The sequence below is a fragment of the uncultured Gordonia sp. genome, from assembly GCF_937858515.1.
Taxonomy (GTDB): Bacteria; Actinomycetota; Actinomycetes; order Mycobacteriales; family Mycobacteriaceae; genus Gordonia.
Genome location: NZ_CALLZT010000111.1, coordinates 1 through 12,988, shown reverse-complemented (window position 1 = coordinate 12,988; position 12,988 = coordinate 1). Strand labels below are relative to the sequence as shown.

Sequence of the window (12,988 nt, the reverse complement as noted above, 5' to 3'; positions counted from 1 at the left end):
ACGAAGGAGCGACCAAATCTCCTTGATCCCTGAGGCCGAAGCGACGAAGGAGCGACCAAATCTCCTTGATCCCTGAGGCCGAAGCGACGAAGGAGCGAGGGTCACGAAGGGTCCGGTGACCCGAGGCTCCTGACCGCACCCCACGGAACCGTCAGCACATTGTCCCGAGTCGGCCGCCGACTCACCCGCACCGGAACCCCCGACTCCCGCAGCAACGCCAGCGCCTGCCGCCACCGGACCCGCGGCCCGAACGGGGCGAAGCCGGCGGCCATGTCCCAACACCGATCGGCGGCGGCCAGCAACTCGTGGACAGGTTCGCCCGGCACATTGTGATGGATAAGCACCTTGGGCAGCCGTTCGGCCAGCTCCGACGGATATCCGGTATGTGCGGGCGACCAACTGAAGGTGAGCGACCGCGGCCCGTCGGCGTCGAGCAGCACCCAGCAGCAGCGCCGCCCGATCTCATCGCACGTACCCTCGACGATCAGCCCGCCCGGTGCCAGCGCCGACCGCATCTGCCCCCACGCGGCCTCGACCTCGCCCTCGTCGTACTGCCGCAGCACATTGAACGCCCGCACGAGCGTTGGCCGCAGCCCGGCGAGTTCGAAACCGCCGAGCGCGAACCGCACCCCGTCACGGGGTTCGACGATCCGATCGCGGTCGATCTCCAACCCCACCATCTCCAGATCGGGCGCGACGACACGCAACCGGCCGGCCATCTCCACGGCCGTATCCGGACGGGCCCCATAACCGAGGTCGATGACCAGCGGACGCGCATGACCGGTCAGCGCGGCAACGACAGCCGGCTCATGCGCCATCCAACGATCGACGCGGCGCAACCGGTTGATGTTGGTGGTGCCGCGGGTGATGCGCCCCGATGCCCGGGCAGCGCTCACAAGTTCTTGACGATCCAGTCCTTGGCGTAGGCGGCCTCCGCGCGGAACAGGTCGACGAGGTTGACCAGCATCAGCTGTTCGAGCTTGCCGGCGACGAACGGCACGAAGACCTTGACCTCGCTGGTCTTGCGCAGGGTGCAGCCGGTATCGGTGGGGAACAGTTCCTGCCAGCCTTTGAGGCTGCCCGGTCCCGCCGGGATCGACGCGGTGTAATCGCCCTTGGTCATACCCGGATCGAAGATCCCCAACGATTCCTCGCGGGTGATCACCATGTCCTTCTTGAGGACGGTCTGTGCGATCGGCGGCAGTTGGTCGCGGCCGATGGTCTGCTGCAGGACCACCTTGAGGCCCGAATCGTCGGAGGTGAAGTCGACCACCTCACATTTGGGCGAGAACATCTCGAAACCCGCCATCATCTCGTACCAGTACCGCGGTGTGGTCTGCGCCCGATAGACCTGTTCCGCGGGGTACGGGTAGCGCGCGGAGTAGCTGAGCCGTCTTGCCATGCGATTCAGGCTACAGTGGCCTACCCCTGGCTTCTGTTTCGGCTTTCCCAGCTGATGGTCTCGTCGCGTTCGCTGTTGAACAGGTCCACCAGCTCATTCTTGACGATTCTCTCGATCTTGCCGCCGACGAACGGTATCGACACCTTGATCTCTCCGCGGTACAGCGTCGACGCCTTGTCACCGGAACTGATCTGGCTCCCCGTGATGCCGGCCGACACCCCGGACACGCTCGCCTTGGTGTCGCCGCTGATGTTGCCGCCCGCGTATTTGAGGGTGAAGCGGCGCGGAATCTTCAGATCGCCCCGGCGGACGGTGGTGATGATCGACGGCAGTTTGGCTTCCGGGATGCTCTGGGTCATCGCGACGGTGACGGTGTCGCCGGCGCGGGTGAATTCCTCCAGCACACCGTAGTCGCCGTTGATCTCCTTGAGCAGATCGATCCAGTAGTTCTCGACGGAGAACAGTTCCCACAGTCTGGCGGTGGAGAACGGGTAGTCGACGGAATGCTCGAACCTGGTGGCCATGGCCGTAACGGTACCGCTCCAGCCGACGAAGTCGGCGAAGTTCATGACACTGGCCGCCGGTCATTAGGCTGACTTCGTGACCGATTCCTCGCTGCTCTTGTCCGGGCTGACCACGCTGCGCCTCGGCGGCCCCGCACGCGATGTGGTGCGCTGCGCCGATACCACCTCACTCATCGCGACCCTCGCTGCGCTCGACGACGCCGGCACCCCGGTGCTGATCGTCGGCGGCGGTTCCAACCTGGTGATCGGCGACGACGGTTTCCCCGGCACCGCGGTGGTCATCGAGAGTTCGGGATACACCTTCGCCGCCGATGAGGACGGTAAGCCGTACGTGAGCGCGGATGCCGGTCTGGAATGGGACACGCTGGTCGCCGCGACCATCGACAACGGCTTCGGCGGCCTCGAATGCCTGTCCGGGATTCCCGGTTCCACCGGCGCCACCCCGGTACAGAATGTAGGCGCCTACGGGGTGGAGATCGCCGACATTCTGCGGTCGGTCGACGTCTATGACCGTGCCACCCGCACCGCCGGCACCCTGACCCCGGATGATCTCGAACTCGGTTACCGCAGCAGCATTCTCAAGTATCGCGCCGACAAAGTTGTTGTGGCGGTGTCGTTCTGGCTGACCCCCGACCGCCGGAGCAGGCCGCTTCGTTACCGGGAACTGTTCACCGCTCTCGGCGTCGACGCCGGACAGGACGCCGACGCTGCCGACGTCCGCACCGCCGTCCTGTCGCTACGCGGCGGCAAGGGCATGGTCCTGAACCCCGACGATCACGACACCTGGAGTGCCGGTTCGTTTTTCACCAACCCCATCGTCGACGCCGCCCGCGCGCCGGAGATCCTGGACCGGATCAGGACCCGCCTGGGCAAGGACGTGACGATCCCGCAGTACCCGGCCCCCGATGGCGCGGTGAAACTCTCCGCCGGCTGGCTGATCGAACGAGCCGGTTTCGCCAAGGGCCACCCGGGCGAACATGCTCCCGCCCGCCTGTCCACGAAACACACACTCGCCCTGACCAATCGGGGACCAGCAACCACCGAAGACCTACTCACATTGGCCCGCGAGGTCCGCTCCGGAGTCCGCGACGCCTTCGGCGTCGACCTACATCCCGAACCGGTCCTCGTCGGCTGCGAAATCTAACGCGTGTCCGATCACTCGTCGTTGACGTAGCGGGCGGATACCGACCGCCCGAGCGCCGCGATCTCCGCGTCACTCTCCGGGATGAGTGTCGCGGCGTCCTTGCCGACCGAGGCCTCCGCGACCGCGGTGGACAGCAGCGGCTTGATCACCCGCAACACACCCACCCACCCCGGGCAGTACACGCGTCGTTTGCGTTTCTCGATCCCCTTGACGAACGCCTTCCCGCACTTGTCGACGGAGGTCGTCTTACTCAGTGGCGGGGGCAGTCTGCTGATCATCTTGCCGAATGACGGCAGGTCGGATTTGGCATCACGGACCAGCGGGGTGTCGATCCAGCTCATGTGGGCGCTGCCGACGGCCACGCCGAGATGGGTCACCTCCAGCCGCAGGGTGTTGGCGAAGTTCTCCACCGCCGCTTTCGACGCGCTGTAGGGGGCCATACCCGCCCCGGTGGCGAATGCCGCGAGCGAAGAGACGACGAGAACATAACCCCGGCGCTCGATGATCGACGGCAGAGCGGCCCTGACGGTGTTGAACACACCTTTGATGTTGATGTCGATCACCCGGTAGAAGGCTGCCGGGTCCACATTGAGAACACTTCCGTACGAGGCGATTCCGGCGTTCGCTACGACGACGTCCACACCGCCGAAACGTTCGGTGGCGGCGGCCACCGCCGACTCCATCTCCGCCAGATCGGTCACATCGGCGACGATGCCGAGCGCGTGCCCGGCGCCCAGTTCACCGACGACGCCGTCGAGCGCGCTGCGATCGACGTCGGTGAGCACGAGGTTCGCACCCCTGGCACGCAGTTGACGCGCGGTCTCGGCACCCACCCCGTTACCGCCACCGGTGATCAGTACGGTCTTTCCCGCAACGCTCATCCTGTCACGATAGACTTACGACGGCCGTCACGAAATAGGCGAAACGACCTACAACGACCGTCACGAAATAGGCGAAATCTCGGCCAGGACCTTGTCCAGGAGGATGTTGAAATCGTCCTCGGCCTCGATGCTCAGCATGTGGCCGACACCGTCATAGGTGACGTAGTCACGCAGGGTTCCGTTGTGGCGCAACATCTCCGCCATGAAGTCCGCGTGTGCGGGCGGCGTGAGACGGTCTGCGCTGCCGACGACGACGGTCACCGGGACCGTCAGATTCCGCAGGCCGCTGGTGACGTTCAGCTTGCCCATCGCCGAACCCCAGCCTGCGCGGGCACGGGCGCTGCAGTTGCACACCAGGTCGTCGACGAAGTTGACGTGTGCCACCCGAGCGTCGGGCCCGAGGGTCGCGTAATGAGCCACACGGTGCCCGACTGCGGTGCGCGGCAACGGGATCGGCGTCGAGGTGATCATCTTGGTCACCAGCGGCCGGAACGGTGTGGTGTAGCGCGGAAAGACCTGTGGCAGCACGTCGATGTTCTGCACCACGTCGGCCGCCGCGGTGGACACCAGAACCACCGACGACGCGATCTGCGCGACCCGGTCGGGGAACTGCTGCGCCCACGACATGATCGTCATCCCGCCCATGCTGTGCCCGACGAGAACGGCCTTACGTCCCGGTGGCACCACCTGGGAGAGCACCGCGTCGAGATCCTGTCCGAGGATGTCGACCGACAGCTTGCGCGTACCGAGTTCACTGCGGCCGTGCCCACGCTGGTCGTAGGCCACCACGGTGCGATCGCCGGAACTGCCGGCGAGCAGGTGGTTCAGCTGCGGATTCCAGTACTCGGTGGTGCACGTCCATCCGTGCACGAACACGATCACGTCCCGATCGGCCTGCTCCCGCGCGGACGGCCCATAGGTGACGACGTTGAGGCGGGTGCCATCGGCGGTGAGTACGATCCCGGCCACGCGTTCGGCCGGTGATGCCAGCTGGTCGTCGGGCCCGTCGTCAAGGGGCCGTGCACCGCGGATCGCCTCCCAGGTGATGGCCCCGAACAGCAACCCGACGCCCGCGCCGACACCCGCCGCAGCACCGCCGAGGAGCGCGGCGCCCCCGTAACCGATCACCGATTTACGTGTCACTTCATGCTCCTCATCCGATGCGGCCTATTCCGCCGCGCTCCCGGTATCCGGCTCCGGCTTATCGTCGGTGGGGCCATCGTCGACGGCCTGCCCCTCGACGGCCTGCCCCTCGACAGCCTGCTCGGCGGCGTCCCGGGTGGCCGATTGCGACGCGTTGAAGTACGTCGACGCCTCACCGATCGCCTTGGAGATCTGTTCGTCGAGCGCCTTGCGGAAGGTGGTCTCGACGATATCGTGCGCCATCGGCCGGACCGTCTGGATCAATTCAGCCATCTCTTTGATGGCCTTGTCCCCGAGATTGGGCAGATTCTCATTGAAATACTTGTCGGTGATGATGGAGACGAAACTCTTCGCGACGTCGGCGAGGTCGTCCTGCACCCGCACCCAGCGGTCGAGCAGGACGTCGATCTCGATGCCGCTCGTGACCAGACACCTCGGCGCCTTCGAGGACCTCGGGGTTGCGGATGGCGTAATGTGCGCCGTCCTTGGTGAGCAGGCCGAGCTTCTGGCTGAGCGCGATGGTCCGGTCGCTGGCGCCGAGACTGTTGCGCAATTCGGTGATCGTGATGGTGGCGGCACGTTTGAAGTTGCGGAAACGGCCCGATTTCGGCGTGCCCCGCAGCACCTGTTCCACTTTCATCCCATGATGGGCGGCGTGCAGCAGCTCACTGATCGTGGCGAACGTGTAGCCGCGGTCGAGCATCCCGGATATCAGTTTCAGCCGGACGAGGTGTTCTTCGGAGTACCAACCGGTGCGTCCGAGAATCTTCGGCGGCGGCAGCAGACCACGATCCTGGTACACGCGAATATTGCGGACGCTGACATCGGCCGCCTTCGCCAGATCGGTGATCCGGTACTCGTTCGCCACCGCGCAGACCTCTCTTCGCCTCATATGAGCTCGCCCATCGCGAGCTTGCACGCTACTTCTTGCTGAACCAGGACTTGCCCTGGATCGCGTCGACGCGCGGCCGCACATCGACAAGGTAGACGAGCATAGCGACAACACCGATGATGCCGAGCATCCCGATGGCGCCGAACAGCCAGATGAACAGAGTTGCCGCGGCCAGGATCGACACCCAGAACACCTTGCTCTGGCGGTCGACGGCGGTAAACGCGTCGGGACGCTGGACCGCTGCGTGCGCCAGCGCGACGGCGGATGCGATACCGGCGGCAACGGTGATCAGCAGCAGGACGAGATTACGGCCGTAGTCCAGAAACGATGCGATAGTCACGGGTCCACTGTAGTGACCCCTGGTGACCCGACGTGCCGGCTACTTGGCCGTCCGCTTCGCCGGCGCTGCTTTGCGAGCCGTTCCGGTGGCCTTCGCGGCCGATGTCTGGGTCGCGGCGGCCTTCTTGGCGGGTGTCTTCTTCGCCGGCACCTTCTTGCCGGGGGCCGCCTTCTGGGCTGTTGCCTTCTGGGCTGCCGCGTTCTGGGCTACCGCCGTCGTGGTCGCAGCGGCCTTCGCCGGGGCGGCCTTCGCCGGGGCGGCCTTCTTGACCGGAGCGGCCTTCTTGGCGGGAGCCGCCTTCTTGGCCGCGGCGGTGCGGGCCGGAGCAGCCTTCTTGGCCGGGGCGCTCCTGACGGGCGCGGCCTTCTTCGCGGCCGCGGTCTTGGCCGGCGCCGTCTTCTCAGCCGCAGGCTCCTCGGCTACAGGCTCCTCGACAACGTCCTTCTCGACAACCGGCTTCTCGACAATGCTCTTCTCGGCAACAGGCTCCACGGGAGCCGCAACCGCGAGCGGCGCAGGCTCGTCGGTCTCCCCGTCGGTGCCGGCCCCGCCGGACTTACCGGCCACCGGCAGCCCCAGGGTCGCGGCCCGCTCCTGCAGGGCCTTGAGGATCGCGGCGGCCACACCGAGGTACGCCTCGGCGACTTTGCGCAGTTCCTCGGGCGAGAACTTGGCGAGCAGTTCCTCGAACTCCTCCGGCAGTTCCACCGACAGCTTGTCCTTGGCCTTGTCGAACCGGGCCAGGGCCTGCGCCACCGCGTCATCGAAGGCGGCCTGCGCCGCTTCGAGCCGGGTCTGCGCGCTCTCCTTGGCGTCCTCGACCCCGGACGACAGCCTGCCGGCGACCTGCCCGCTGACGACCTCGCCCCGATCGCGGAGCTGTTCGACGATGTCGGCCACCTGACCGAATGCGGCGGTCAGTCGATTGTCGGTCATGTGTTGTCTCTTCCTCGTCGGTCTGGATCTTCCTGTCGCGATGCGAACTCCTGCAGCAACCCCGACTGGGCCGTTTCGGCGTTCTCCTTGCGGAAGGATTCGTAGATCTCCAGCAGCATCTGCTTCTGTCGTTCACTGATCGCGTCGTCGGCGATCAGTGCGTCGCGCACCGGGCTGGCCGGGCGCTCTTCCAGGATTCCCGCGCGAACGTACAGCACCTCGGCCGACAGGCGCAGGCCCTTGGCGATCTGTGCGAGCACGTCGGCCGACGGTTTGCGCAGGCCGCGTTCGATCTGACTGAGGTACGGATTGGACACCCCGGCCCGTTCGGCCAGTTGCCGCAGCGACACCTGGGCGGCGACCCGCTGTGAACGGATGAAGGTGCCGATGTCCTGCGCGGCGTGGGTGACCGCGTCCTGGGCGGCGTGCGCGACGGCGTCGACAGGGCCGCCATCGGCGACACCGGTTCCGTCGCCGTGGTTTGCTGACTCGTCGCCGGTGGCCGACTCGCCGTCCGTTGTCACCGTCACACTCGCTTTCTCATCGCAGGGTCCAGTATCTGCACGAGTGCTAACAAATGCAAGCAGTGGTGATCTGGTTCAACCCGGGTACACATCCGCCAATCCGATCACATGCTGTCAGAAGATCAGCACCGACACCGTATAGATGGCCAGCCCGGCCAGCGAACCGACGACTGTTCCATTGATCCGGATGAACTGCAGATCCCGGCCCACTTGGAGTTCGATCTTCTTGCTGGTCTCGTCCGCATCCCAGCCGCGGACTGTCTCGGTGATCACCGAAACGATCTCGCGCGAATAGTTCTCGGCGATGTGTTTGCCCGAACGCGCCACCCAGCCGTTCATCTTCTCCTGTAGCGGCCGGTCGTCGCGAATCCGCACACCGAGCTGAACAACGGCCTCCGACAATGAGTTTCGCAGCGTGCTGTTCGGATCGTCGAGCATCTGCTCGATCACCGCCTTGCCGGTCTTCCAGGCGGTCGACGCGGCGTTGCCCACCTCGTCGCGGCCGAGCAGCTCGTTCTTGATGGCCTCGAACCGGGCGATCATCTCCGGGTCGTGCTGCAGATCGTCGGCGAAGTCGCGGACGAAGGTGTGTATCGAACGACGCACCGGATGTCCGGGGTCGGCCCGCACCTTGTACGTGAAGTCGACGAGCTCCCGATAGATCCGGTCGCCGAGCAACGAGTTGACGAACTTCGGCTTCCACGACGGACCCACGTCCTCGTCGATGATCCGGTCGATCAGTCCCTGGCTGCCGAGCGCCCAGTCGTGCGCCTTGTCGCAGGCGAGCTGGAACACCGGTTCGAGCCGGTCCTCGGCGATCAGCTGTTCGAGCACCCGGCCCAGCGGCTGCGCCCACTGCGGCTCACCTGCCCATTTGATGGCATAGGTGATCAGCCCTTCGATGTCCTCGTCGCGCAGCATCTCCGACGCGAGGGAAAAGCCCCGCGCCACCTCGTCGGAGATCCGCGTGGAGTTGGCAGGGTCGGCCACCCACGTCGACAGTCTGCGCGGCAGTTCCAGGGTGTATGCCCGATGCTCGATGACCGCAGGTGTCATGAAGTTGTCCTCGATGAACCCGCCAAGCTGATCGCCGATGTCGTCCTTCTTCTTACGAATCAGCGCCGTGTGCGGGATCGGCAGCCCCAGCGGATGCCGGAACAGCGCGGTCACGGCGAACCAGTCGGCGAGCGCACCCACCATCCCGGCCTCCGACGCGGCGCGCACATACCCCACCCAGGCCGCGACGTCGTGGCCGTCGCGATGCTCGAGATACCTGGTGAACAGGTAGATGATCGCCGCGACGACCAGGCATCCGGTGGCGATGACCTTCATCTTCGTCAGATCCCGGCGACGTTGCTCGTCGGCGGCACTGTCGCCCAGCGCGAACGCTGTCGACGGCGGGGCCGGGGGCTTCGTGGGTGCAGGGCTTACGTCCTGTATCTGCCGCATTGGACCAGTCTTGCGCACCAGCCACTACGCTTGCCACGTGGCCACCCGTCCCAGTCCCGCAGCCGCGGCCCGTGCAGCAGTTTCCGCGGCCGGCGCGATGACGCGCAGCATCGAACAGGTGTTGCTGGCCAACATCACGGCCGCCCGCGGCGATCAGGACGGCAAGACCGACGGCCGCAAACTGCGCTGGGAGCAGCATCGGCTCACCCGGCGCACCGATCTGATCGACGGGGCGATCGGCGCGGTGCACGAGCTCGGCGCCGACGTCGGCATGGACGACATCGCGACCCATATCGGGGTGTCCAAGACGGTGCTGTACCGCTACTTCACCGACAAGAACGACCTGCGCCTGGCGATGGCCGCGCGGATCTTCGAGTCGACCATCCTGCCGCGCCTGACCTCAGCCATCACCGACGATGCGGACGAGTACTCGCTGACCCGGACCGTGATCGAGGTGTATGTCACCTCCGTGGCCGACGAACCCAATCTGTACCGATTCGCCCTGACCTCGCAGTCCGGCGACGCCATGATCAGCGCCGACTCGGAGAAATTGGTCATCGAGCTGATCACCGTCCTGATCACGATGCGGCTCACCGAACGCGGCGCCGACATCTCGGGCGTCGGGGTGTGGGCGCACGCGCTGGTCGGGTCGATCACCCGTTCGGTCGACTGGTGGATGGCCGAGGGCGGCGATTCGGTCGGCGAGGTGATCGACTATCTGACGATGTTCGTGTGGAGTTCGATCGTGGGCATCGTCGCCGTCAACGGATCACGTGAGGAGTTCCTGGCGGCCCCGCCGCGGATTACACCCCCGTGATCTGAATTTCCTCCACCGGCGGCCGGACTCCGCGAGTAGAACCTGTTGGCAGTATCAGTTCGCACGCGTCTGAAGGGATGCACATGTCACGACACCGCAAGCCAGGATGGAACGCAACCGCCACCGAGGCGCTCCGGGTCGGCGCGACCGGACCGATAGCCGAGTTCGACGCCGAGTCGACACCCGGTTTCGACGGCGACAAGGAGTTCGGCGAAAGCCTGCTCGCCGAACGCGGCCAGGTCATGGCCGACCTGCAGGAACTGCTGTACGCCAACGGACGGGCGGGCGACAACCGTTCGGTGCTGCTGGTGCTACAGGGCATGGACACCGCGGGCAAGGGCGGCATCGTCCGGCACGTGGGCGGTCTCGTCGACCCACAGGGGCTGACAATCAGGGGTTTCGGCAAACCCACCAAGGAAGAACTCGAACACGACTTCCTGTGGCGTATCCGCAAGGCGCTGCCGCCCGCGGGCCGGATCGGCATCTTCGACCGCTCCCACTACGAGGACGTGCTCCCGGTGCGCGTGCACAATCTGGTGCCCGAGTCGGAATGGTCGGGGCGCTACGAACTGATCAACGCGTTCGAATCCGAACTCGTCGCCGCGGGCACCACCGTGATCAAATGCGCGCTCGTCGTGTCCAAGGACGAGCAGAAGGCGCGGCTGGCCGAACGGCTCGAACGCCCCGACAAGTACTGGAAATACAATCCGGGCGACATCGACGAGCGCGGGTTCTGGGACGACTACCTCGAGGCGTACCAGGCGATCTTCGACAAGACGGACAAAGACTCGGCACCCTGGCACCTGATTCCCGCCAACAAGAAGTGGTTCGCCCGGCTCTCGATCTGCGAACTCCTGATCGAGACCCTGGAAAACCTCGAACTGGACTGGCCCAAAGCCGATTTCGACATCGAGACCGAGCGCGCCCGCGTCGCCGCCCTCGACTGAACCACACTGACTACAGACACCCCCGTGGTCTCAAAGACCACGGGGGTGTCTGTTGCTACGCGAAATTACTTGGCGGCCGGGGCGCGCTTGGCCGGAGCCTTCTTGGCGGGAGCCTTGCGGGCCGGAGCCTTGGTGGCGACGTCGGCAGCAGCCTCTTCGGCGTCGGCCTTGACCTTGGCGCCGGCGTCCTCGATGGCCACAGCGGCCTCTTCGAGCTTCTCGGCAACACCTTCGGCGGCCTCTTCGACGGCTGCGGCGGCGTCGACGGTCTTGCCGCTGACGGTGCCGGCCAGCTTGGCAGCACGCTCACCGACGGCGCGGGTCTGGGTCGAGACGACGCCCAGGGCGTCCTCGGTCAGCTCGACGGCGTCGTTGTAGACCTTCTCGGCGCGCTCGATGTTCTCGGCGACCAGCGGCTGGGTGCGCAGACGGTCGAGAGCCTCTTCGCCGCGCTCGGCCAGGCCGTTGTAGAAGGTGGTGGCCAGGGCGACGTAGGCGTCGACCTGCTCCTTGACCTCATCGGCGGTGAACTTGCCCTTGAGCTCTTCGAGGCTGGCCGGAACCTCTTCGGGCAGCTCGTTGAAGCGAACCTTGGCCTTTTCGAAGCGGGCCTGGGCGTCTTCGGTGGCGGCTTCGGTGCGCTCACGCAGCGAGGCGACGGCCTCGTTGAGCTGGGTGAGGGCCAGATCGCCGGCGCCGACGACTGCGTAGAGGGGGGTGGCGAGAGTGGTCATGTCGAACTCCTTAGGTCCTGTACCCTTTACCCTTCAACTCACGGGCCCGGATGCGGTCCTCGTGCGCCTACCGAAGTGGCGGGGTTGGGCGGTGGGTGTTTTTCTGACCTCTCCACGGTAAGCGCGCATTGCTAGCAAATGCAAGCGCCTAGCTAGCATTGTGGCTGACCTCACCGAGCGGCACTGGAGGGGGCTGCGCCATAGGTGTGGAATCCGCGGCCCGATTTCTTGCCCAGATGACCCGCGTCGACCATGCGCAGCAACAGTGGCGGCGGCGCGTACAGGGGTTCGCGGAACTCCTCGTACATCTTGTCGGCGATCGCCTTGACGGTGTCCAGGCCCACCAGATCGGCCACCTTCAGCGGCCCCATCGGATGCGCGCAGCCGAGAGTCATCCCCTTGTCGATGTCGTCGACAGAAGCAAATCCGCTCTCCGCCATACGAATTGCCGACAGCAGATACGGCACGAGCAACGCGTTGACGATGTACCCGGACCTGTCGTCCGAATGCACCACCTGCTTGCCGAGGACGTCGTGTGCGAAAGCCTCTGCGCGCGTGGATGTCTCGGCCGTCGTCAACAGTGTGCCCACCAACTCGACCAGCGGCAGCACCGCGACCGGATGAAAGAAGTGCATGCCGATCACCCGGCCGGGGTCGGCAGTTACCATGCCCAGCTTGAGGATCGGGATCGATGACGAACTCGACGCGAGCACCGCATCGGGATCGGTCACGATCGCATCAAGTTCGGCGAACAGGCCGGTCTTGACGCTCTCGTCCTCGACGACGGCCTCGATGACCAATTGCCTGTCGGCGAACGTCGTCAGGTCGGAGGTGAACGTCAGCCGCCACGACGCCTGGTCGCGTTCGCGTGCGGTGATATTGCCGCCGGACACACCGCGATCGAGGGAGCGCAGCACACGGGCCCGGCCGTCGGCGGCGAGTTCGGGGGTCCTGTCGTAGACCAGCACGTCGGTGCCCGCCCGGACGCAGACCTCGGCGATGCCGGCACCCATCTGACCCGCGCCGACCACGCCGACCCTGCAGATCGCCTGGGGCGTCACGGCGGCTCCTCGCTGAAGGCAATCGGTACAGGCGGGACAGACAGGTCACGGTCACCCGCACCCGTATATGACAAGCGCCGGGGCGCGGATATGACAGCGCCGGGGCAGGCGGGGAAGTCCCGCCCACCCCGGCGTGTCAGCTGGGCGTCACGTCGCGATCGGTAGGCATTCGACCTCGACGCGACGTCGGCAGT

The 12,988-nt window shown here is 65.8% G+C and carries 14 protein-coding genes and 1 pseudogene; 3 read left to right on the top strand and 12 right to left on the bottom strand.

The window, feature by feature from the left end; translation table 11 throughout:
- Positions 1 to 101 precede the first annotated feature (101 nt).
- From Q0627_RS10375 to Q0627_RS10365, 3 genes are read right to left on the bottom strand one after another with little or no spacing between them, the layout of a single operon-like run.
- On the bottom strand, positions 102 to 869 hold the full coding sequence (locus Q0627_RS10375) for a class I SAM-dependent methyltransferase (RefSeq protein ID WP_291015939.1): 768 nt from the start codon (positions 867 to 869) through the stop codon (positions 102 to 104).
- 23 nt (positions 870 to 892) lie between these two features.
- The gene (locus Q0627_RS10370; protein ID WP_291015924.1) at positions 893 to 1,402 is read right to left on the bottom strand and encodes a DUF2505 domain-containing protein; all 510 of its coding nucleotides are present in this window, start codon (positions 1,400 to 1,402) and stop codon (positions 893 to 895) included.
- Positions 1,403 to 1,422: 20 nt separating this feature from the next.
- The gene (locus Q0627_RS10365; RefSeq protein ID WP_291015923.1) at positions 1,423 to 1,926 is read right to left on the bottom strand and encodes a DUF2505 domain-containing protein; all 504 of its coding nucleotides are present in this window, start codon (positions 1,924 to 1,926) and stop codon (positions 1,423 to 1,425) included.
- Positions 1,927 to 2,002: 76 nt separating this feature from the next.
- On the opposite strand from Q0627_RS10365, the gene Q0627_RS10360 reads away from it, so the two are divergent.
- A complete protein-coding gene (locus Q0627_RS10360; protein ID WP_291015922.1) occupies positions 2,003 to 3,070 on the top strand; it encodes a UDP-N-acetylmuramate dehydrogenase in 1,068 nt (355 codons plus the stop codon).
- 11 nt (positions 3,071 to 3,081) lie between these two features.
- Here Q0627_RS10360 and Q0627_RS10355 read toward each other — a convergent pair whose 3' ends face one another.
- The 7 genes and pseudogenes from Q0627_RS10355 to Q0627_RS10325 all read right to left on the bottom strand — a co-directional run bounded on the left by Q0627_RS10355 (position 3,082) and on the right by Q0627_RS10325 (position 9,235).
- Positions 3,082 to 3,951, bottom strand: coding sequence for an SDR family oxidoreductase (locus Q0627_RS10355; RefSeq protein WP_291015920.1), 870 nt, complete (start codon positions 3,949 to 3,951; stop codon positions 3,082 to 3,084).
- 60 nt (positions 3,952 to 4,011) lie between these two features.
- Positions 4,012 to 5,094: an alpha/beta fold hydrolase gene (locus Q0627_RS10350; RefSeq protein ID WP_298809513.1), complete on the bottom strand. Its 1,083-nt coding sequence runs from the start codon at positions 5,092 to 5,094 to the stop codon at positions 4,012 to 4,014.
- A gap of 24 nt (positions 5,095 to 5,118) precedes the next feature.
- Positions 5,119 to 5,986 (bottom strand): annotated as a pseudogene (locus Q0627_RS10345) (MerR family transcriptional regulator).
- A gap of 28 nt (positions 5,987 to 6,014) precedes the next feature.
- The gene (locus Q0627_RS10340; protein ID WP_291015916.1) at positions 6,015 to 6,326 is read right to left on the bottom strand and encodes a DUF2516 family protein; all 312 of its coding nucleotides are present in this window, start codon (positions 6,324 to 6,326) and stop codon (positions 6,015 to 6,017) included.
- 39 nt (positions 6,327 to 6,365) lie between these two features.
- A complete protein-coding gene (locus Q0627_RS10335; protein WP_298809508.1) occupies positions 6,366 to 7,262 on the bottom strand; it encodes a heparin-binding hemagglutinin in 897 nt (298 codons plus the stop codon).
- Positions 7,259 to 7,792 carry a helix-turn-helix domain-containing protein gene (locus Q0627_RS10330; protein WP_291015914.1) on the bottom strand — a complete coding sequence of 178 codons (534 nt, stop codon included), beginning with the start codon at positions 7,790 to 7,792 and terminating at the stop codon, positions 7,259 to 7,261. The genes Q0627_RS10335 and Q0627_RS10330 overlap by 4 nt, the downstream gene beginning before the upstream one ends.
- 108 nt (positions 7,793 to 7,900) lie before the next feature.
- Positions 7,901 to 9,235: a DUF445 domain-containing protein gene (locus Q0627_RS10325; RefSeq protein WP_298809504.1), complete on the bottom strand. Its 1,335-nt coding sequence runs from the start codon at positions 9,233 to 9,235 to the stop codon at positions 7,901 to 7,903.
- A gap of 37 nt (positions 9,236 to 9,272) precedes the next feature.
- On the opposite strand from Q0627_RS10325, the gene Q0627_RS10320 reads away from it, so the two are divergent.
- Together Q0627_RS10320 and Q0627_RS10315 are read left to right on the top strand one after the other, a co-directional pair.
- The gene (locus Q0627_RS10320) at positions 9,273 to 10,052 is read left to right on the top strand and encodes a TetR/AcrR family transcriptional regulator (protein WP_291015912.1); all 780 of its coding nucleotides are present in this window, start codon (positions 9,273 to 9,275) and stop codon (positions 10,050 to 10,052) included.
- A gap of 83 nt (positions 10,053 to 10,135) precedes the next feature.
- Positions 10,136 to 10,999 carry a PPK2 family polyphosphate kinase gene (locus Q0627_RS10315; protein ID WP_291015910.1) on the top strand — a complete coding sequence of 288 codons (864 nt, stop codon included), beginning with the start codon at positions 10,136 to 10,138 and terminating at the stop codon, positions 10,997 to 10,999.
- Between the two features lie 65 nt (positions 11,000 to 11,064).
- Here Q0627_RS10315 and Q0627_RS10310 read toward each other — a convergent pair whose 3' ends face one another.
- Positions 11,065 to 11,733: a heparin-binding hemagglutinin gene (locus Q0627_RS10310; RefSeq protein ID WP_291015908.1), complete on the bottom strand. Its 669-nt coding sequence runs from the start codon at positions 11,731 to 11,733 to the stop codon at positions 11,065 to 11,067.
- A gap of 170 nt (positions 11,734 to 11,903) precedes the next feature.
- Positions 11,904 to 12,794 carry a 3-hydroxybutyryl-CoA dehydrogenase gene (locus Q0627_RS10305; protein WP_291015906.1) on the bottom strand — a complete coding sequence of 297 codons (891 nt, stop codon included), beginning with the start codon at positions 12,792 to 12,794 and terminating at the stop codon, positions 11,904 to 11,906.
- Positions 12,795 to 12,988: the final 194 nt, after the last annotated feature.

What these genes read in the sequence shown, in the direction of transcription:
- Q0627_RS10370 (WP_291015924.1), bottom strand. Translation starts at nt 1,402, where the DNA reads ATGGCAAGACGGCTCAGCTACTCCGCGCGCTACCCGTACCCCGCGGAA.
- Q0627_RS10365 (WP_291015923.1), bottom strand. Translation starts at nt 1,926, where the DNA reads ATGGCCACCAGGTTCGAGCATTCCGTCGACTACCCGTTCTCCACCGCC.
- Q0627_RS10355 (WP_291015920.1), bottom strand. Translation starts at nt 3,951, where the DNA reads ATGAGCGTTGCGGGAAAGACCGTACTGATCACCGGTGGCGGTAACGGG.
- Q0627_RS10335 (WP_298809508.1), bottom strand. Translation starts at nt 7,262, where the DNA reads ATGACCGACAATCGACTGACCGCCGCATTCGGTCAGGTGGCCGACATC.
- Q0627_RS10325 (WP_298809504.1), bottom strand. Translation starts at nt 9,235, where the DNA reads ATGCGGCAGATACAGGACGTAAGCCCTGCACCCACGAAGCCCCCGGCC.
- Q0627_RS10315 (WP_291015910.1), top strand. Translation starts at nt 10,136, where the DNA reads ATGTCACGACACCGCAAGCCAGGATGGAACGCAACCGCCACCGAGGCG.
- Q0627_RS10310 (WP_291015908.1), bottom strand. Translation starts at nt 11,733, where the DNA reads ATGACCACTCTCGCCACCCCCCTCTACGCAGTCGTCGGCGCCGGCGAT.